This is a genomic window from Xanthomonas chitinilytica, from assembly GCF_026107455.2.
Taxonomy (GTDB): domain Bacteria; phylum Pseudomonadota; class Gammaproteobacteria; order Xanthomonadales; family Xanthomonadaceae; genus Stenotrophomonas; species Stenotrophomonas chitinilytica.
The window spans coordinates 40,594-58,277 of the sequence record NZ_JAPCHY010000009.1 but is presented as its reverse complement, the minus strand read 5'-3'; the positions used below and the strand labels follow the sequence as shown (position 1 = coordinate 58,277).

Annotated in this window: 13 protein-coding genes; 8 read left to right on the top strand and 5 right to left on the bottom strand. The window is 69.8% G+C overall.

Annotated elements, in window-relative coordinates; all coding sequences use genetic code 11:
- Nucleotides 1–121: 121 nt before the first annotated feature.
- The gene (locus tag OK345_RS11225) at nucleotides 122–823 is read right to left on the bottom strand and encodes a TetR/AcrR family transcriptional regulator (RefSeq protein ID WP_265128066.1); all 702 of its coding nucleotides are present in this window, start codon (nucleotides 821–823) and stop codon (nucleotides 122–124) included.
- A gap of 170 nt (nucleotides 824–993) precedes the next feature.
- The gene (locus OK345_RS11220; RefSeq protein ID WP_265155034.1) at nucleotides 994–1,839 is read right to left on the bottom strand and encodes an acid phosphatase; all 846 of its coding nucleotides are present in this window, start codon (nucleotides 1,837–1,839) and stop codon (nucleotides 994–996) included.
- A 312-nt stretch (nucleotides 1,840–2,151) separates the two neighbouring features.
- On the opposite strand from OK345_RS11220, the gene OK345_RS11215 reads away from it, so the two are divergent.
- Together OK345_RS11215 and OK345_RS11210 are read left to right on the top strand one after the other, a co-directional pair.
- Nucleotides 2,152–3,033 (top strand): hypothetical protein, encoded by an 882-nt coding sequence (locus OK345_RS11215; protein ID WP_265128065.1) that lies wholly within the window; start codon nucleotides 2,152–2,154, stop codon nucleotides 3,031–3,033.
- 11 nt (nucleotides 3,034–3,044) lie between these two features.
- Nucleotides 3,045–4,247 carry a DUF4785 domain-containing protein gene (locus OK345_RS11210; RefSeq protein WP_265128064.1) on the top strand — a complete coding sequence of 401 codons (1,203 nt, stop codon included), beginning with the start codon at nucleotides 3,045–3,047 and terminating at the stop codon, nucleotides 4,245–4,247.
- A 57-nt stretch (nucleotides 4,248–4,304) separates the two neighbouring features.
- On the opposite strand, the gene OK345_RS11205 is transcribed toward OK345_RS11210, so the two are convergent.
- Nucleotides 4,305–5,141: an ABC transporter ATP-binding protein gene (locus tag OK345_RS11205; RefSeq protein WP_265128063.1), complete on the bottom strand. Its 837-nt coding sequence runs from the start codon at nucleotides 5,139–5,141 to the stop codon at nucleotides 4,305–4,307.
- A gap of 144 nt (nucleotides 5,142–5,285) precedes the next feature.
- Between OK345_RS11205 and OK345_RS11200 the strand changes: the two genes are divergently transcribed.
- The 6 genes from OK345_RS11200 (at nucleotide 5,286) to OK345_RS11175 (ending at nucleotide 13,057) form a co-directional block, all read left to right on the top strand.
- Nucleotides 5,286–6,488 carry a DesA family fatty acid desaturase gene (locus tag OK345_RS11200; RefSeq protein ID WP_265128062.1) on the top strand — a complete coding sequence of 401 codons (1,203 nt, stop codon included), beginning with the start codon at nucleotides 5,286–5,288 and terminating at the stop codon, nucleotides 6,486–6,488.
- On the top strand, nucleotides 6,485–6,862 hold the full coding sequence (locus OK345_RS17755) for an EF-hand domain-containing protein (RefSeq protein ID WP_265128061.1): 378 nt from the start codon (nucleotides 6,485–6,487) through the stop codon (nucleotides 6,860–6,862). Before OK345_RS11200 ends, OK345_RS17755 begins: the two co-directional genes overlap by 4 nt.
- 224 nt (nucleotides 6,863–7,086) lie before the next feature.
- Nucleotides 7,087–7,899, top strand: a complete 813-nt coding sequence (mutM, locus tag OK345_RS11190; RefSeq protein ID WP_265128060.1) for a bifunctional DNA-formamidopyrimidine glycosylase/DNA-(apurinic or apyrimidinic site) lyase — start codon at nucleotides 7,087–7,089, stop codon at nucleotides 7,897–7,899.
- A 69-nt stretch (nucleotides 7,900–7,968) separates the two neighbouring features.
- Nucleotides 7,969–8,535, top strand: a complete 567-nt coding sequence (locus OK345_RS11185) for an ECF-type sigma factor (RefSeq protein WP_265128059.1) — start codon at nucleotides 7,969–7,971, stop codon at nucleotides 8,533–8,535.
- 48 nt (nucleotides 8,536–8,583) lie between these two features.
- Entirely contained in the window at nucleotides 8,584–11,415 is a 2,832-nt protein-coding gene (locus tag OK345_RS11180) for a serine/threonine-protein kinase (protein WP_265128058.1), read from the top strand.
- Nucleotides 11,416–11,461: 46 nt separating this feature from the next.
- Nucleotides 11,462–13,057, top strand: a complete 1,596-nt coding sequence (locus OK345_RS11175; protein ID WP_265128057.1) for an OpgD/OpgG family glucan biosynthesis protein — start codon at nucleotides 11,462–11,464, stop codon at nucleotides 13,055–13,057.
- A gap of 330 nt (nucleotides 13,058–13,387) precedes the next feature.
- Here the strand turns inward: OK345_RS11175 and OK345_RS11170 are convergent, their stop codons facing one another.
- Together OK345_RS11170 and OK345_RS11165 are read right to left on the bottom strand one after the other, a co-directional pair.
- Nucleotides 13,388–14,827 carry a glycoside hydrolase family 30 protein gene (locus OK345_RS11170; RefSeq protein WP_265155032.1) on the bottom strand — a complete coding sequence of 480 codons (1,440 nt, stop codon included), beginning with the start codon at nucleotides 14,825–14,827 and terminating at the stop codon, nucleotides 13,388–13,390.
- A 133-nt stretch (nucleotides 14,828–14,960) separates the two neighbouring features.
- Nucleotides 14,961–17,654 (bottom strand): TonB-dependent receptor, encoded by a 2,694-nt coding sequence (locus OK345_RS11165; RefSeq protein ID WP_265128056.1) that lies wholly within the window; start codon nucleotides 17,652–17,654, stop codon nucleotides 14,961–14,963.
- Between the last annotated feature and the right edge of the window lie 30 nt (nucleotides 17,655–17,684).

The window sequence follows — 17,684 nt, the reverse complement described above, 5'->3', positions numbered from 1 at the left end:
TGAATGATTATTTTACCGAATGTTCAATGGATGCCGGCGACGTGACCTTCGCGCCGGTGGCGGGGGATGGAGAGGTGCCGTATCCGGCAGGCAGCGGCCGCCTGCGCGCCGGGCGTTCCGCTCAGCCGCGGCGTGGCGCCTTGCGTGGTGCCGCCCCGGGCGGCGGCGGGCCGGCAGCGGCGCGCGTGCGCCGTGGTGCCTGCAGCCTGTCGGCCGGCTCGCTGCTGAGCATCCGTTCCAGCAGGTCGCTCATCAGCGCATTCAACTGAGCCTTGGACCAGTCGCCGTCGGGCTTGTACCAGCGCGGCACCCAGCCCAGGGCGCCGAGCAGGGCCAGCACCGCCAGCTTCGGGTCGCACGGCACGATGCTGCCGTCCTTGATGCCCTCGCGGACGAAGGCGCGCAACGCATGCTCGAAGCGCCGGCGCTCGGACTTCACCGCCTGGAAGTCGTCGGGCGACAGCGAGCCTTCCTCCAGCACGGTGACGGCCACGCTGTGTTCGCCGATGAAGTCCTGCAGCAGGTCGGAAAGCGCGAGCCTGAGCTTCTGGCGGCCGTTGCCACCTTCGCGGCGGGCGCGTGCGAGGTTGGCGAACGCCACTTCCATCGCCTGGTCGAAGCAGGCCTTGAGCATGGCCTGCTTGTTGGGGAAGTAGTAGTACAGCGCCGGCTTGGTGACCTCCAGCCGCTGGGCGATGTCGTCCAACGAGGTGCCGTGGTAGCCATGCTTGTTGAACGAGGCCGAGGCCTCGCGCAGCACGGCGTTGCGCTTGGCGTCGCGGAGCTGGTCGCGGCTGGGGACGTTGTTCTTCCAATCCGCCAAGGAAAGCCGCTCCGCTGTGGTCCGCTGGCACGTTACCCGACAGGTCCGACCCGGGCAACCGGAGCCATGGCGCGTCGGGACAGGTCATCGTGGCCTGCCGAAGCGGCGCGTTGCAAGCCGCTCACCGACGCGACCGAAGCCGTCGCCGCAACCGCGAGGCCGCCGGTTGCCTACAGCGCGCTTTCCGGCCGCACCTTCAGCACCGCTTCCTCGGCCGCGCAGTCGCGGCTGGACTGCTCGCCACGCGCGCGTGCCGCCGCTATTTCCTCGCGCGCCGCGGCGAGGTCGCGGCGGAAACCGGGGTTGTCGTGCAGGCGCGCCACCGCGGCGGCGCCCATGAAGCGGCCGGCGAGGATGTCGCTCTGCCAGTGCACGTTGCACACCAGCCGGCTCTCGCCGTAGTTGCGGCCGCGCGCCTGGAGGGCGTCGGCGCGCTCGGGCGCGATCTCCGACAGGATCAGCGCCCAGGCCCAGCCGATCGCGGTATGTCCGGAGGGATAGGAGCCGTTTCCGCGCAGGCCGTCCTCGTCTTCCGGGGTGCAGGTCGGCTCGCCGTTGGCCATGAACGGCCGCGGTCGCTGGTAATGCTTCTTGGCGGCGCGGGTGGCGGCGCTGGCGTCGATGCGGCTGCGTTCGAGCAGGCGGTACAGCGCCGGGGTGCGCTGCGCGTCCACGGCCAGGCCGAGCGCGCAGGTGAACTGGTCGGCGCCTTCCGGGAATCCCAGCTCGGCGTCGCGGTGCGCCTGCTGGAAGCGCGCGCTGCCGCGCAGCGCACGGGCCTCGCGGCTGACCTGTTCGTCCAGCGCGAAGCCGGCCGAGCCGGCCGCCGGCGGTGCCGGCACCAGCGCCAGGCTGTCGGGAACCGCCGCTTCGTGCAGGTAACCGCTGGCACGGACGGCGACCGGCGCGTCGGCTGCGGCGGTCCTGGCACCGGGTGCGGCGCAGCCGGCCAGCAATGCCAGCAGCGGGCCGGCCAGCAGCATGCGGGTGGGGAAGGCAAAGGCGGGAGCGGGCATCGGTCGGCGGTCCTGGAACGCGGGAGCGCATGATGTCACCGTCGCCGGCCACGCGGCAGCCGTGGGGCCGATCCGGACACACGGCGCAAAGCGGACGCATTGCCGGCGCAGCGTACGGTGGAGTTGTGACCGGGCCGGCAATGTGACGGTCATGGCTGGGAGAGAATCCGCCCGTTGCGGGGCAGGCCGCTTGCGGCGCGCAGCGGGGGCGCATCTTCCAGGTACGTGCCGCCTCCCGGAGGAATCCCGGCCATCGCGCCCATGCGCAATCTCTTGAAATCAGGGGGAAACACTGAGCAAGGGAGATGTTTCATGGTGAAGAAAGGGAAGACGGCCTGGGCGGGACTCGGGCTGGCCACGCTGCTGGCGACCGGCCATGCCGGCGCGGCCGACGTGGTGGGAGTGGCGTTCGTCCATGGCACCGGCAAGCAGACCAATGCGCTGAACGACTACTGGCAGCCGGAGATCGTCAACAGCGTGCGCGCGGGCCTGCCCGACAGCGCCAACTACACAGTCGTCAACTGCGATTTCGAGCAATACATGTGGACCAGCGACGCGGCCGGTTGCCTGGCCACCCAGCTGACCGGCTTCATCAACAGCCGCGGCATCACCCGGCTGGTGGTCATCACCCATTCCAACGGCGGCAACGTGATGCGCTGGATCCTGTCCAACCCGACCTGGGACAGCCGCTATCCGAACATCATCTCCAGGGTGCACAAGGTCAACGCACTGGCGCCGTCCTCGGCGGGCACGCCGCTGGCCGACGCGGTGATGAACGGCAACGCGTTCGAGCAGTCGCTGGGCTGGCTGCTGGGCTACAAGAGCGATGCGGTGCGCATGCAGCAGGTCAGCTGGATGGCCACCTACAACGCCAACAACCTGTACGGCACCGCCGGACGCCCGGCGCTGCCCAGGCCGTTCCGCGCGGTGGTCGGCAGCGACGTGGAGTCCTCGCCGTTCGATTCGGACAGCTACTGCGGCGGCTATGCCCAGAACGTGGGGCTGGAGGCGACCCAGAACTGGCTGGCCAGCTGCTCGGACGGCTTCCTCAACTGCACCAGCCAGCAGGCCGCCGGCACCCTGTGGTTCCGCGACATCACCCGCACCCGCGACGCCGAACCGCTCAGCCATGCGCAGAGCCGGCGCAACTGTTTCAACCTGGACACGATCCTGCGTGCCGACGTGAACCTGTGAGGAGCCAAGCGATGAAGATGAAGAACCGTCTGATGATCGCCCTTGCCCTGGCAGGGACCTGCGCCGCCGCGCATGCCGCACCGGCCTCGCTGGCCGCGCCGGTGGAGACCAGCGACCGCATCGCCAGCGGCGTGGTGGACGCCGCGCTGCCGCCCGGCGACTTCGAGCGCGCCCCGGTGCAGTTCGCCTGGGCGCTGGACCCGGCCGAGACCGTCGCCGCGTTGCCGCCGGAAGCGATGGACAGCCGCAGCTTCTGGCGCACGGTGGAGGCCGCCGAACTGCAGCAGGGGCTGGCGTTGACCCTGTCCGCGCCCGGTGCGGTGATCCAGCTCAGCCCGGTCGAGGGCGCCCGTCCGCTCGCCGGCGACGCGCTGCAGGTGCGCGATCGCGGCCAGCCCGTGCCTGCGCGCGCGTTCGAGAGCGCCGCGTTGAAGGACGCCGGCATGGCGGTGGCGCCGGGCACGGCCATGATCAAGCTGCAGGATGGCGGCGTGGGCAGCTACCGCCTGCAGGTCGCCGGGGCCAGCGGCCGCTACGTGCTGCAGGTGCTCGAACCCGACAGCCCGGTGGTGCTGCGCGCGCGCACCGATCGCAGCGTCGCCCTGGCCGGCGACGCGGTGAACGCGCAGGTGCACATGGACGGCGTGCAGGCGGCGGCGACCGATCTTGCCGCCAGGTTGACGCGCGCGCCGCTGGTCGCCGAAGGCCTGCTGGTGGCGCCGGACGGACGCAGCTGGCCGGTGCCGCTGCGCGCCGACCGCAGCGGCGGCCTGGCCGCGCGCGTGGCGATCCCGGCCGAGGGCAGCGATGCACCGGGACTGTGGGAACTGCAGGTGTTCGCCGAGCAGGCCGGGATCGCCCGCGACACCCGGCTGGCGTTCGCGGTGGCGCGCCCGACCGCGCGTCTGGCCGCCCAGGTCGCCGGCGCCGACCCGGGCGACCTGCGCTTCCCGCTGCAGGTCGGCGCGCCGGGCCGCTACGAGGTCCGCGCGACCCTGTTCGCCACCGGCACCGACGGCCAGCTGCGGGCGGTGGCCCAGGGCCACAGCGCGGCCTGGTTCGCGCGCGCCGGCCGCGGCGAGCTGGCGCTGTCCTTCGCCGGCGTGGCGTTGCCGGCCGGCTATGGTGCGCCGTACGAACTGCGCGAGGTCGAGCTGCACGACCAGACCCGCCTGGCGCCGATCGAGCGGCGCGCCCGCGCGCTGCGCTTCTGAGTCGGCCCCCCGGGGCCAACGGCAGGGCCGGGTGTTCCCGGCCCTGCCGTTTCCGGCTCAGGCCGGCAGCACCCGCAGCTGCAGCCGCCCGTCCGTTTCTTCCACCTCGATGGCGCCGCCGAACACCTCCGACAGCGGCCCGGCACGCAGCAGCGCCGCGCGCGGGCCGTCGGCGTGGATGCGCCCGCCGCGCAGCAGCACCACCCGCTCGATCTCGGGAATCACTTCCTCGATGTGGTGGGTGACCAGCACCAGGGTGATGCCCTGGCGCGCCAGGTGGCGCAGGCTGTCGACCAGGTGCTGGCGGGCGATCAGGTCCAGCCCGGTGGAGGGTTCGTCCAGCAGCAGCGCCCGCGGCCGGTTCACCAGCGCCCGCGCGATCAGCACCCGTCGGGTCTCGCCGGCCGACAGTTCGGCGTAGCCGCGCCCCAGCAGCGGCAGCGCGCGCGCCAGCGCCAGCGCTTCGCGGGCACGTTCGCGCATGGCCTCGGTCACCTCGCGGTGGGCCGGCACCACATAGCTGGCGAAGAACCCGGACAGCACCGCCTGTTCCACCGTCAGCCCGGGCATGCCGGCCAGGTTGCCGCTGAGGTCGCCGGTGACGATGCCCAGCTGCGAGCGCAGCCGGTCCACCTGCCAGCGGGTCTGGCCCAGCACCTTCACCGGGAAGCGGCCGTCGCCCTGCGCCAGCGGGTACAGCTCGCGGGTGATCAGCTTGATGAAGGAGGACTTGCCGCAGCCGTTGGGGCCGAGGATGGCGGTGTGCTGGCCCTGGTCGATGCGCAGGCTCAGTTCGTGCAGCACCCGGACCTGGCCGCGGACCACGCAGGCCTGGTCCAGTTCGATCAATGGGGCTTCGGCGGGAACGAGGGCCGGAGAAGAGGCATGGGACATGAATGGGGTGTGCCAGGCGACGGAGAAGGCGCCGGCTGAACGACATACGCCGGCGATGGGTGAAGTTTGCCGGCTCAGGCCCCATGATGTCTCCATCCGCAACCCGTTTTCGACTGTAAGCCGCACGCCGGCCTGGAGCTTCCGATGTCTGACACCCTCCTCGACTTCCTCACCGGAGGACTGGCCGGCCTGGGCTGGTGGGGCATGCTGGCGGTGCTGCTGGTGTTCACCCAGCTCACCATCTTCGCCGTCACCCTGTACCTGCACCGCAGCCAGGCCCATCGCGGCGTCGATTTCCACCCGGTCATCGCCCACTTCTTCCGTTTCTGGACGTGGCTGACCACTTCGATGATCACCAAGGAATGGGTGGCCATCCACCGCAAGCACCACGCCAAGGTGGAAACCGACGAAGACCCGCACAGCCCGGTCACCAAGGGCATCGGCCGCGTGTTCTGGCGCGGCGTGGAGCTGTACCGCGAGGCCCGCGCGATGCGCGCGGACATCGAGCAGTACGGCCGCGGCGCGCCGGAGGACTGGATCGAGCGCCATCTCTACACCCCGCACGCCAACCTCGGCCCGGTCGCGCTGCTGGCCGTCAACGCGCTGCTGTTCGGCCTGCCCGGCGTGGCCCTGTGGGCGATCCAGATGGCATGGATCCCGTTCTGGGCCGCCGGCGTGGTCAATGGCTTGGGCCACTGGTGGGGCTACCGCAACTTCGAATCGGCCGACACCTCCACCAACCTGACCCCGTGGGCGTTCTGGATCGGCGGCGAAGAGCTGCACAACAACCACCACGCCTTCCCCAGCTCGGCCCGCTTCTCGATGCGGCGCTGGGAGTTCGACATCGGCTGGGTGGCGATCCGCGGCCTGCAGAAGCTGGGCCTGGCCAAGGTGCTGCGGGTGGCGCCGACCATGGACGTGCGTCCGAACATCGCCGTGCCCGACGCCGACACCCTCAAGGCGCTGCTCTCGCACCGCTTCCAGGCGATGACCGACTACCAGCGCAACGTGTTCACCCCGGCGCTGAAGGAAGAGGCCGCCGCCGCCGGCGCCAAGCTGCGCAAGCTGCTGCCGCGACGCATGCGCCGCGGCCTGGTCAACGACGGCCGCTGGCTCAAGCCCGACTGCCGCGTGCAGCTGCAGCAATGGGTGGAACAGCGCCCGCGCATCCGTACCCTGGTCGAGCACCGCGCGCGGCTGTCGGCCCTGCTGGAGGCACGCAGCCACGATGCCGCCGAGCGGCTGAAGCAGCTGCAGGCCTGGTGCCAGGAAGCCGAGGCCAGCGGCATCCGCGCGCTGCAGGACTATGCCGCGCGGCTCAAGGGTTATGCGCTGACCACCGCATGAGCGGGACCCACGGCCACCGGCAATGCCTGCAGGGACGCCGCTTCGCGCGGCGTTTCCTGTTTGCGGCGCTGGCCGTCGCCGGTGCCGCCGCGCAGGCCCAGGTGGAGGACACCACGCAATACCTGCAGCGCATGGACCTGGACGGCGACGGCCGCATCAGTGTCGACGAGTACGTGCAGTGGATGCTCTATGCGTTCGACCGCATGGACCGCGATGGCGACGGCGTGCTGAGCGCCGACGAACAGCCCGGCGGCCGCGGCAAGCCGATCACCCGCGAGCAGCAGCGGCAGATCCTGGTCGAACGCTTCCACAAGCAGGACGCCGACGGCGACGGTTTCCTCAGCGCGAAGGAACTGATGGCGCCGCCGCGCTAGGGCATTTCCGACTCAACTGTTTACAGACCTGATGGGGTCCGTCGTCCCCGCCTTCGCGGGGGCAGGCTCTGCGCGGGAGCGACGAGGAGATAATCACTCGAGGCAAAGTGCTCCAGCTACTGTTGTAGGAGCGAGGTGAGTCGCGACCTGAGCTTTCCCGGCAAAGCCCCATCGCGACTCACGTCGCTCCTACAGGAATGCAAGGTCGCGACTACAATCGCGCCATGCCCGAGCTGCCCGAAGTCGAAACCACCCGTCGCGGCCTGGCGCCGCATCTGCTGGAGCGCCGCATCCACGGCGTGATCCTGCGCCGCCCCGACCTGCGCTGGCCGATCCCGGCCGAGGTGGAGCGCGAGCTGCCGGGCCAGCGCATCGACGGCGTGCGCCGCCGCGCCAAGTACCTGCTGCTGGACACCGCCGCCGGCAGCGCGCTGCTGCACCTGGGCATGTCCGGCAGCCTGCGGGTGCTGCCCGGCGACACCCCGCTGCGCGCGCACGACCATGTCGACATCAGCCTGGACAACGGCCGCCTGCTGCGCTTCAACGACCCGCGCCGCTTCGGCTGCCTGCTGTGGCAGCCGGTCGGGGAAACCCATGAACTGCTGCGCGAACTCGGCCCCGAGCCGCTGGACGAGGCCTTCGACGGCGACTACCTGTTCGCCCGCAGCCGCGGCCGCAGCGCGCCGGTGAAGACCTTCCTGATGGACCAGCGCATCGTCGTCGGGGTGGGCAACATCTACGCCGCCGAGAGCCTGTTCATGGCCGGGATCAGCCCGCTGCGCGAGGCCGGCAAGGTCTCGCGCGAGCGCTACCGGCGCCTGGCCGGGGCGGTGAAGACGATCCTCGGCCAGGCCATCGCCCGCGGCGGCACCACCCTGCGCGACTTCATCAGCCCCGACGGCGCGCCCGGCTACTTCGAGCAGGAACTGTCGGTATACGGCCGCGAGGGCGGGCACTGCCCGCGCTGCGGGCGGCCGCTGCGCCACGCCAGCATCGGCCAGCGCGCCACGGTCTGGTGCGGCTACTGCCAGCGCTGATCCCCTTCACGATCGGGGCGTGCCGCGCGCTATAGTCCACCGCACCAACCGCGGGCGGTGGAGTGCGTGATGGACGATGCACCCGATATCACTCTGTGGCTCGATTCGGCGCGCAACGGCGACCGCCAGGCGCTGGACCGGGTCCTGAGCACGCTGTACCAGGAACTGCATGCGATGGCGCGCCGGCAACTGGCCGGGCAGCAGGGGCGCACCCTGGACGCCACCTCGCTGGTGCACGAGTCCTACCTCAAGCTGCTCGGCGCGCGCGGCGCGGCGCGCTTCGAGGACCGCGCGCATTTCTTCGCCTATGCCGCCTCGGCCATGCGCAGCGTGGTGGTGGACTACGCCCGCAACCGGCTGGCGCGCAAGCGCGGCGGCGACCTCAAGCGGGTGGTGGAGATTCCCGAGGACAGCAAGAGCGGAGTGCGCCTGGACGAGGATCTGCTGGCGCTGGACGTGGCGCTCAAGCGCCTGCACGCGGTGGACCCCCACCTGTCGCGGGTGGTGGAGCTGCGCTACTTCGCCGGGTTGTCGGAACTGGAGATCGCCGAGCTGTGCGGGCGCTCGGAACGCAGCATCCGCCGCGACTGGCAGAAGGCGCGGATGTTCCTGCTGGCGGCGGTGCGCGAGGACTGAACGGCGGCACCGCGCGGGCGCGGGGCGGAGGGCACGGGGAGTCGGCAGATGGACGTGGCACGCTGGAAAATCCTGTCGCCGCTGCTGGACCAGCTGCTGGAGATGGACGCATCGCAGCGCCGCCGCCGGCTCGACCACCTGCGCGACGGCGACCCGTCGCTGGCGGCGGACCTGGAGCGGCTGCTGGCGCAGGAGCGCGACAGCCACGATTTCATGGCCGAGCCGCTGTGGTCGCAGCCGGCCGAGGATTCGCGCACCGGCACCTTGGTCGGCCCGTACCGGCTGCTGCGGCTGCTGGGCGAGGGCGGCATGGGCCAGGTGTGGCTGGCCGAGCGCGCCGATGGCGTGTACCGGCGGCCGGTGGCGCTGAAGCTGCTGCGCGCCGGTTATGCCGACCCCAACCTGCGGCTGCGCTTCAGCCACGAGCGCGAGATCCTGGCGCGGCTGGAACACCCGCACCTGGCGCAGCTGCTCGATGCCGGCGTCGGCGAACAGGGCCAGCCGTACCTGGCGCTGGCCTACGTCGAGGGCGAGCCGATCACCGACTACTGCCAGCGCCTGCAGCTGCCGGTGGAGGCGCGGCTGCAGCTGGTCCTGCAGGTCTGCGACGCGGTCAGCCACGCCCACGCCAACCTGGTGGTGCACCGCGACCTCAAGCCCTCCAACATCATGGTCACCGCGCAGGGCCAGGTGCGGCTGCTGGATTTCGGCATCGCCAAGCTGCTCGACGGCGAAGCGCCGCCCGGCAGCCACCCGTCCACCGAGGCGCGCGCCTTCACCCTGCACTACGCCGCGCCGGAGCAGGTCCGCGGCGAGGCCATCACCACCCTGACCGACGTCTACTCGCTGGGGGTGGTGCTGTACGAGGTGCTCACCGACCAGAAGCCCTACCGCCTGCGCCGCCACAGCGATGCCGAGTGGGAGAACGCGATCCTCGGCGTGGAGCCGGTCAAGCCGTCGCTGGCGGTACTGCGCGCGGCCGAGCAGAGCCAGCGCGATGCCGCCGGCGCGCGGCGGCTGGCACGGCGGCTGCGCGGCGACCTCGACAACATCCTGCTCAAGGCGCTGCAGAAGCCGCTGGCGCAGCGCTACGCCTCGGCCGAGGCGCTGGCGCTGGACCTGCAGCGCCACCTGCAGGGGCGGCCGGTGCGGGCGCGCCCGCAGCATGTCGGCTACCGGCTGCAGAAATACGCCCAGCGCCATCGCTGGATGCTGGTCCTGGGCGGCGGCGCGGCGATCGCGCTGCTGGCGGTATCGGCCACCGCGCTGTGGCAGAAGCGCCAGGCGCAGCTGGAGATGGCCCGGGCGCAGGCGATGCAGGATTTCGTCATCGGCCTGTTCGACCAGGCCGGCAACGTGCGCCAGGGCACCTTCGACGTGCGCCAGCTGCTGGAGGCCGGCGAACGCCGCGGCGCACGCGAGCTGGCGCAGCAGCCGCTGGCCCAGGCCGAGCTGGAAGGGATGATCGCACGCCTGCGGCTGGGCCTGGGCGACTACCGGCAGGCGCTGCGGCTGCTGGAACAGCAACGGCGTTCGCTGGAGCGGCAGAAGGACGCGCCGGCGAGCCTGCGGTTGGAATCGGCGACCCAGCACGGCCGCGCGCTGCGCATGCTCGGCCAGCCCAGCCGCTGCATCGCGGTGATGCAGCCGATGACGGAGCTGATGGCCGAGCAGCAGTCGGCGTTGCCGCAGCAGGCCGCGGCGTTCTATTCGCAGCTGGGGCGCTGCCAGCGCATGGCCGGCAACCAGGTCGCGGCGCGGCAATGGTTCGGCAAAGCACTGGCGCTGCGCCGCGACGTGCTCAAGGACACCGTGGGCGTGGTCGAGAACACGACCGACATCGCCGCGATGGAAGCCGATGCCGGCAACACGCGGGGGGCGATCGACGGCTACCGGCAGGCGCAGGCGCTGCTGCTGCGGCATGGCGGCGACGACCATCCGTTGATGATCAACCTGCTGCGCAGCCTCGGCGCCGCCTATCGCGACATCGGCGACGTGGCGGCGGCCGAGCGCGAGCTGCGCACGGCGCGCGCCATGGCCGAATCGCTGCATGGCCACCAGCACCCGGAAACGCTGGCGGTGCGGCGCCTGCTGGCGGCGGTGCTGGTCGATCGCGGCCGCCTGTCGCAGGCCGGGGACGAATTGCAGCGCGCGCATGCGCTGACGCTGGCGGCGCTGGGGCCGGACCATGGCGAGACTGGATGGAGCTGGAACGCGTTGGGGCTGCTGGCGCTGGAACGCGGCGACGATGCGCAGGCGGTGCGCGACCTGTCCCGGGCCGTGCAGATATGGCGCATGCCCGACAGCCAGCGGATGCTGCCCCATGGGTTGTACGGCTACGGCAGGGCGTTGATGCATGCCGGCCGCCACGATGCGGCGCTGCAGGCACTGCGCGAGGCGCGCCAGTTGCGCGTGGCGCAGCTGGGGGAAAAGGACGCGGCGGTCGCCGATATCGACCGGGCGATCGCCGACGTGCTGGGAGAACAGGGGCAGGCGCAGGCCGCCGGCGAGCTGCTGGCGGCCGCGATGCTGCAGGCCCGGCGCGGCTACGGCCGCGACCATCCGCGGATGCGGGCGATGCAGCTGTCGTGGGGGCGCAACCTCGGGCGCCTGGGGCAGGACCACGAAGCGCTGCGCGAGCTGGAGGCGCTGGCCGCGAACGGCGACGATGGCCTGCTGGACGGCCGCAAGCTGCGCTGGCGCGCGCGCGGCTATGCCGCCGAAGTCCGCTGCCGCCAGGAACCGCTGCGCGCGCGCCGCGAACTGGCCGCGCTGCAGGAGGAGCTGCGGACGGCGCTGCCCGAGGGCGGTTCGCTGCCGCGCGAGGTCGACGCCCTGCTCGAAGCGTGCCGTGCCGGCACGCGACTGGCAGCGCGTTAACGATTCCCTGCCTATCATGCGCGGTCCTGCCTCAACGGGTTACCGCATGCAACGACGCGACTTCCTCCGCACTGCCTCGGCCGCGCTGGCCGCCTTCGGATTACCGGCCTTCGTCGCCGGCGCCGCCGACAGCCGCCAGGTCGGCCTGCGCCGGCTGGGTCGGCCGCAGCCGTTCGACTATGCCTGGCTCAAGGGACAGGCGCGCGCGCTGTCCGAAGCGGACTACCGCAGCCACAGGCAGACGCTGCCGGCGCCGGTGGAAGCCCTGGACTGGGACCAGTACCAGTCGATCCGCTACCGCCAGGACCACGCACTGTGGGCCGATGGCGCCGGCAAGTTCCAGGCCAAGTTCTTCCACCTGGGCCTGTATTTCCATTCGCCGGTACGCATGTACGACGTGGTCGACGGCCAGGCCCAGGAACTGGCCTACGACCCGGAAGCGTTCGACTACGGCAAGAGCGGGCTGAAGCGCGCGAAGCTGCCGGCCGACCTGGGCTTCGCCGGCTTCCGCCTGAACACCCGCAAGGACACCGAGCGCGATTTCGCCGCGTTCCTGGGCGCCAGCTATTTCCGCGCCGTGGGCGTGGAAGGCCAGTACGGCCAGTCCGCGCGCGGGCTGGCGATCGACACCGGGCTGGACCGGCCGGAGGAGTTCCCCGACTTCATCGCCTACTGGCTGGAGCGGCCGGCCGCCGACTCGGACACCATCGTGGTCTACGCGCTGCTGGACTCGCCCAGCGTGGCCGGCGCCTACCGCTTCGCCATCACCAACGGCGAGGTGCTGCTGATGGACATCGACTGCGCGCTGTATCCGCGCAAGCCGATCGAGCGCCTCGGCATCGCCCCGTGCACCAGCATGTACCAGGTGGGCGAGAACGACCGCCGCATGGCCTGGGACTGGCGCCCGGAGATCCACGACACCGACGGCCTGTCGATGTGGACCGGCGCCGGCGAATGGATCTGGCGGCCGCTGTGCAACCCGCCGCACCTGCGCTTCAACATGTTCGTGGACCACAACCCGCGCGGCTTCGGCCTGCTGCAGCGCGACCGCGACTTCGACCACTACCAGGACGACGGCGTGTTCTACGAGAAGCGCCCGTGCCTGTGGGTGGAGCCCAAGGGCGAGTGGGGCAAGGGGTCGGTGCAGCTGGTGGAGATCCCCACCGTGGACGAGACCTTCGACAACATCGTCGCGTTCTGGAACCCGGAAGCGAAGCCGGAGCCGGGCAAGGAACTGCTGCTCGGCTACCGCCTGTACTGGGGCGCGCAGCCGCCGGCGCGGCCGCCGCTGGCGCACTGCGTGGCCAGCCGCACCGGCCTGGGCGGGGTGGTCGGCCAGAAGCGCGAGTACTTCTCCTGGCGCTTCGCGGTCGACTTCGAGGGCGGCGAGCTGGCCGCGCTGATCGACAAGGCCGAGGTCGAGGCGGTGGTGGAGACCAGCCGCGGCCGCGTGGAGATCGTCTCGGCGCGGCCGCTGCGCGAGATCGACGGCTACCGCGCCATGTTCGACCTGGTGCCGCCGGACGAATCCACCGAGCAGATCGACCTGCGCCTGTACCTGCGCAGCGGCGGCAGGACCCTGACCGAGACCTGGCTGTACCAGTGGACGCCGCCGCCGGCGGAGCAGCGCACGCTCTACTGAGCCAGGTGGTTCGGGTTGCCGGCGCCAGGTACGGGAGGCCGTCCCGGAGTTCCGTCCACGCCCGCGCGGTCCCGTGCGGGTTTCAAGCGCGATGGCAATGCCCTGCAGGCCGCCACGCACGCCTTGTGCGCGGCCCATAGGAGCGTGCAATGCGATGCTGTGGCGCAGTGCAGCTTCCTTGAAGGAAACCGTGGCTTGCGCCCGTGGCGGGGAAAGCCGGTGCATCGGCAAGCAATCGGCAACAGCGTTGTCAGCTGGCATCGAAACGGCCGGGCCTGCCGGCGCAGGCCCGGACGGAAGCGCCACGCCGCCGGCGTGGCGCGGCAAGCCTCAATGCAGCAGCGTCTGGATGCCGTGCGCCGGAATGGTGATCCGGGTCGAGGCGGTTCCCACGTAGTAGTTGTACGTGATCGGCTGTTCCGTCGGGTTCATCACCACCGTCGCCAGGGTGCCGTCGGCATTGAGGAAGGCGGTCGTCAGCAGGTTGCTGCGGCTGCTGGCCGCGCTCACGCGCTGCGCGCCGGGGCGCAGGAACTTCGAGAAGTGGCCGATGTACCAGTAGCTCGGGGTGTAGATCAGCTCGCCGGTACGGGTATCGGCGTGGACCGGCGAGAAGCAGTAGTTGCCGACGTGGTTGGGGCCGCCGGTTTCGTCCAGCAGCATGTTCCAGTCGATCCAGCCCGAGGCGCCGTTGTCGAGGTCGTGGATGATGGACGTGCCGTAACGCTCGCCGTTCGACCAGCGCTGCAACTGCGACCCGTCGAATCCCTCCACCGTCGCTTCGGTCAGCAGCAGCACCTTGTCCGGCCAGGAGGCGTGCACGCGCGCCACGTTCTCGAACATCGGGTCGAAGCCGGCCCAGGTCTCGTACCAGTGGAAGCCCATGCCCCAGGCGTACTGCGCCGCCTCCGGGTCGCCGAAGATCACGTTGGCGCGGTGGACCATCATGTCGCGGTTGTGGTCCCACACCACGATTTTGGTATCGGCGTGCGTGCTGTTCTTGATGGTCGGGCCGAGGTGGTTCTTGAGGAAGTCGCGCTCCTCCTCGGCGGTGAACAGCATCGACTCCCACGTCTGTTTGGCCATCGGCTCGTTCTGCACGCTGATCGACCAGACCGGGATGCCCTCGGCCTGGTAGGCGTCGAGAAACCTGACGTAGTACCTGGCCCAGGCGTCGGCATACTCCGGCAGCAGCTTGCCGCCTTGCAGCATGTTGTTGCTGTCCTTCATGAACGCCGGTGCGCTCCACGGGCTGGCCATCAGCGGCAGCGTGCCGCCGGCCGCGGTGATCGCCCGCTTGATCATCGGGATGCGGTACCTGCGGTCATGCTCGACGGAAAAGCTGTCGAGCGATGCATCGCCTTCGGCGATGTAGGTGTAGCTGCCGCTGCTGAAGTCCGAGCTGTGGATGGTGGTGCGCGCCAGGGTATAGCCGATGCCGTGCTCGGGGTCGTAGTAGGCGCGCAGCAGCTCCTGCTGACGCGCCTCGTCCAGCTTGGCGAACGTTTCCGCGGTGGCGTCGGTGATGGCGCCGCCGATGCCGAGCAGGGTCTGGAAGCGACGCTCCGGCTCGACGAACACCGAGTTCTCCGCTTCGGTCAGCGGGTGCCCCACGGACAATGGCGCCGCCTGGCTGCGCACCATCTGCCGCGCGGCGTCGCGTGCGGTGGTGTAGACGGTCACTGCTCCGTCATTGCGTTCCAGGGGGCTGGCCGCCGCCTGCCCGGGCAGCGCCATCGCCAGCAAGCTCATCATCAGGATGGTTTTCATCGGATTCTCCTCGTGGGGGTCGATTGCGTCTGATCCCGAAAGCGGACCAGCCACCCGCTGCACCCGCGGACCCGGGCCGGATCCTGCGATCCGATCCGGATCCGCGCGAGGCGGGTGGCTGCGCGCGATCCCCTTACCGGCCGAAGTTGTAGTTGAGGCGCACGCCGTAGAACCGCGGCATCGATACCGGGCCCTTGACCAGACCGTCGCCGCCACCTGCCCAGTAGAACTCGGTGGTGTCGGTGGCGTTGTTCACGAACCCTTCCACGCTCCAGCGGGTATCCGGCGCCGTGTACTTGATGCCGAGCGAGACGTTGGTCGAAGACGGACGCTTGTCGCTGAAGGCGTCCGGCGTCGCGGTGGCGAACTTGTCCTCGTGCTTGTCCGTGTTGAAGATGGTGAAGTAGGACGAGGTGCGGTAGTTCACCGCGATCCAGGGCAGGATCGTGGCACCCGACTTCAGGTCGAACATGTAGCTGTAGTTGATGGCGGCCGTGAACTTCGGCGAAGACGGCAGCTCGTTGCCCTGGAGGTCGACGGTGAGCTGGGCGTTCTCCGGGTCGACGGACTCGTCGTAGCTGATCTCGTAGAGATCGGCGGGGGCAAAGCCCCATTGCTGGACGAACTGGCTGGTGATCTTGGTGTCCAGCCAGGCGACGTGACCGCTCAACCGGCCCTTCTGGCTGACCGCCCAGTCGTACTCCAGCTCCAGACCCTTGATCCTGGCCTTGCCGATGTTGGCGGTCTGGAACACGGTGAACTCGTTGGCCTCGACCACGTCGGTCGGCTGCCCGTTGTTGTCGCGTTCGAACGCATAGGTGACGAACAACGGCCTGGCGGTGGCGATCTGCATGTCGGAATAGTCGCTGTAGAACGCCGTCGCCATCAGCCGCAACCGGTTGTCGAACAGGGTCGTCTTGATGCCCATTTCCCAGGTGACGACCTCTTCCGGGTCGTAGGTGTTCTCGTGGCGCTTCTTGATGATGCGCTGGCCATCCGGGCCCAGCGGATACTCGGTGGTGACCGGGTCCTGCTCGTACTGCACCACCACGTCGCCGATGCCGCCGGCCTTGATGCCGTTGGCCACGTAGCCGAACAGCATGGTGCGGTCGCTGAGGTCGTAATCCAGGCCGACGCGCCACATGTTGTAGCTCCACTCGCCGCGGATGTCGTTGTTGGTCACCGGGGTGTAGATCGCGGGATTCCAGAAGTAGTCCCGGGGAAGCTGCAGGTAGGCTTCCCGGTCCCATGCGGGGAAACACCTGCCGCCGTTGAGCGTCGGATCGACAAGGTTCGGATTGCTGTCGTTGCAGTCCATGTTGTGGCCGCCGACGTCCTGCTTGGTGTCCTTGGTGCGCCGGTAGCCGAGGGTCAGGTGCAGGTCTTCCTTCAGCGAATACGTACCCTGGGCGAAGACCGCCTTCGACGAAAGCGTGCGGTCCGGCTGGTTCCAGTAGCTGGCGCTGGCCATGGAGTTCATCCAGCCGCCCTGCATGTTGTTGTCTTCCTTGAAATAGAACAGGCCGGTGATCCACTGGAACGGGCCGTCGTCGGTCGACTGCAACTGCAGTTCATGCGACTGCGAACGGTAGTCGGTCTTGCGGAAGAAGATCGACATGTCCCAGTCGGTCACGCCGCGGTCCTGGTCGGATATCTGCGTGCGGACCTGCTTCGCCCAGCCGGCGTTGTACACGATCGCCGCCGAATCGCTGATGTCCCAGCGCAGGTTGGAGCGGACGCTGTCGATGCTCAGGTCCAGTTGGCCTGGAACGCTGACCAGCGAGGTGTACGAGTTCGCGCCGGGGCCGTAGGTGTCCTCGCAGCCCTGCAGCGGCGCCAGCTCGCCGTCGCGCATGACCACGCGCTTGCTCGCCTTCTTGCAGTCGATCGTGTCGGTGTTGCCGGCGCTCTTGTCGCGGAACTTCTCGTAGGAGAGCAGCCAGGAGAAATCCGCCGACGGCTCCCACAGGCCGGCGATGCGGAAGGCGTACTGGTTGGCGTTGTTGTAGAAGTCGCTGGAATCGGCCTTGACGATGTCCTGCAGGCCGTCCTGGCCGCCGTCCCACCAGCGTGCCCGCTGCACCAGGTTGCGCTGCTCGGGCGTGCCGGAATACGCCGGGGCATTCTTCGCGTAGTCGGGGAGGTAGCGGGTATCCCACTGGTTCGGGTCGTAATAGCCCTTCAGGTAGGAATCGCGCTTCTCGGTGACGAAGGAGCCGCGCAGCGCGAAGGTGTCGGTGACCGGAATGTTCACCATGCCCTGCACCTTGCGCTGGTTCCAGCGGCCCACTTCCAGCCCGAGGTTGGCATCGAACGCGGACGCGTCGGGGCGGCGGGAAATGATGTTCACGTTGCCGACCGTGGAATTGCGCCCGAACAGCGTGCCCTGCGGACCGCGCTGGGCTTCCACGCGCTCCACGTCGAACATCAGCGCCATTGCGCCCTGCGGGCGCGGGGAATAGATGCCGTCCAGGTGCAGGCCGACGGCGGGGTCGCCCAGTTCGGTGATGTTGGTCGAGCGCACGCCGCGCATCGAGATCACCGGAGCCGTCTGCGACGAGTCGAAGTTCACGTCCATGTTGGGCACCAGCGGGAAGATGTCCTTCACGTTGCTGATGCCGCGTTGGTCAAGCTCCTCCTGCCCGACCACGGTGATGGCGATGGGCGTCTTCATCAGGTTGGTTTCGCGCTTGGTGGCCGTGACGATGACCTCCCTGAGCGTGGTGACGGCATCCCCCTTCGCCTGCGCACTGTCCGCTACCTGCGGTGCAGGCGTCGGATCGTCGGGATTCTCGGTGCCGGCCTGCGCGGCAAGCGGCGGTGCCAATGCGACAGCAACGCGGTCGTCAACAGACGC

Coding starts and splice junctions, on each gene's coding strand:
- mutM (WP_265128060.1), top strand. CDS start 7,087: ATGCCCGAGCTGCCCGAAGTCGAAACCACCCGTCGCGGCCTGGCGCCG.
- OK345_RS11180 (WP_265128058.1), top strand. CDS start 8,584: ATGGACGTGGCACGCTGGAAAATCCTGTCGCCGCTGCTGGACCAGCTG.
- OK345_RS11170 (WP_265155032.1), bottom strand. CDS start 14,827: ATGAAAACCATCCTGATGATGAGCTTGCTGGCGATGGCGCTGCCCGGG.
- OK345_RS11215 (WP_265128065.1), top strand. CDS start 2,152: ATGGTGAAGAAAGGGAAGACGGCCTGGGCGGGACTCGGGCTGGCCACG.
- OK345_RS11200 (WP_265128062.1), top strand. CDS start 5,286: ATGTCTGACACCCTCCTCGACTTCCTCACCGGAGGACTGGCCGGCCTG.
- OK345_RS11220 (WP_265155034.1), bottom strand. CDS start 1,839: ATGCCCGCTCCCGCCTTTGCCTTCCCCACCCGCATGCTGCTGGCCGGC.
- OK345_RS11210 (WP_265128064.1), top strand. CDS start 3,045: ATGAAGATGAAGAACCGTCTGATGATCGCCCTTGCCCTGGCAGGGACC.
- OK345_RS17755 (WP_265128061.1), top strand. CDS start 6,485: ATGAGCGGGACCCACGGCCACCGGCAATGCCTGCAGGGACGCCGCTTC.
- OK345_RS11185 (WP_265128059.1), top strand. CDS start 7,969: ATGGACGATGCACCCGATATCACTCTGTGGCTCGATTCGGCGCGCAAC.
- OK345_RS11205 (WP_265128063.1), bottom strand. CDS start 5,141: ATGTCCCATGCCTCTTCTCCGGCCCTCGTTCCCGCCGAAGCCCCATTG.
- OK345_RS11175 (WP_265128057.1), top strand. CDS start 11,462: ATGCAACGACGCGACTTCCTCCGCACTGCCTCGGCCGCGCTGGCCGCC.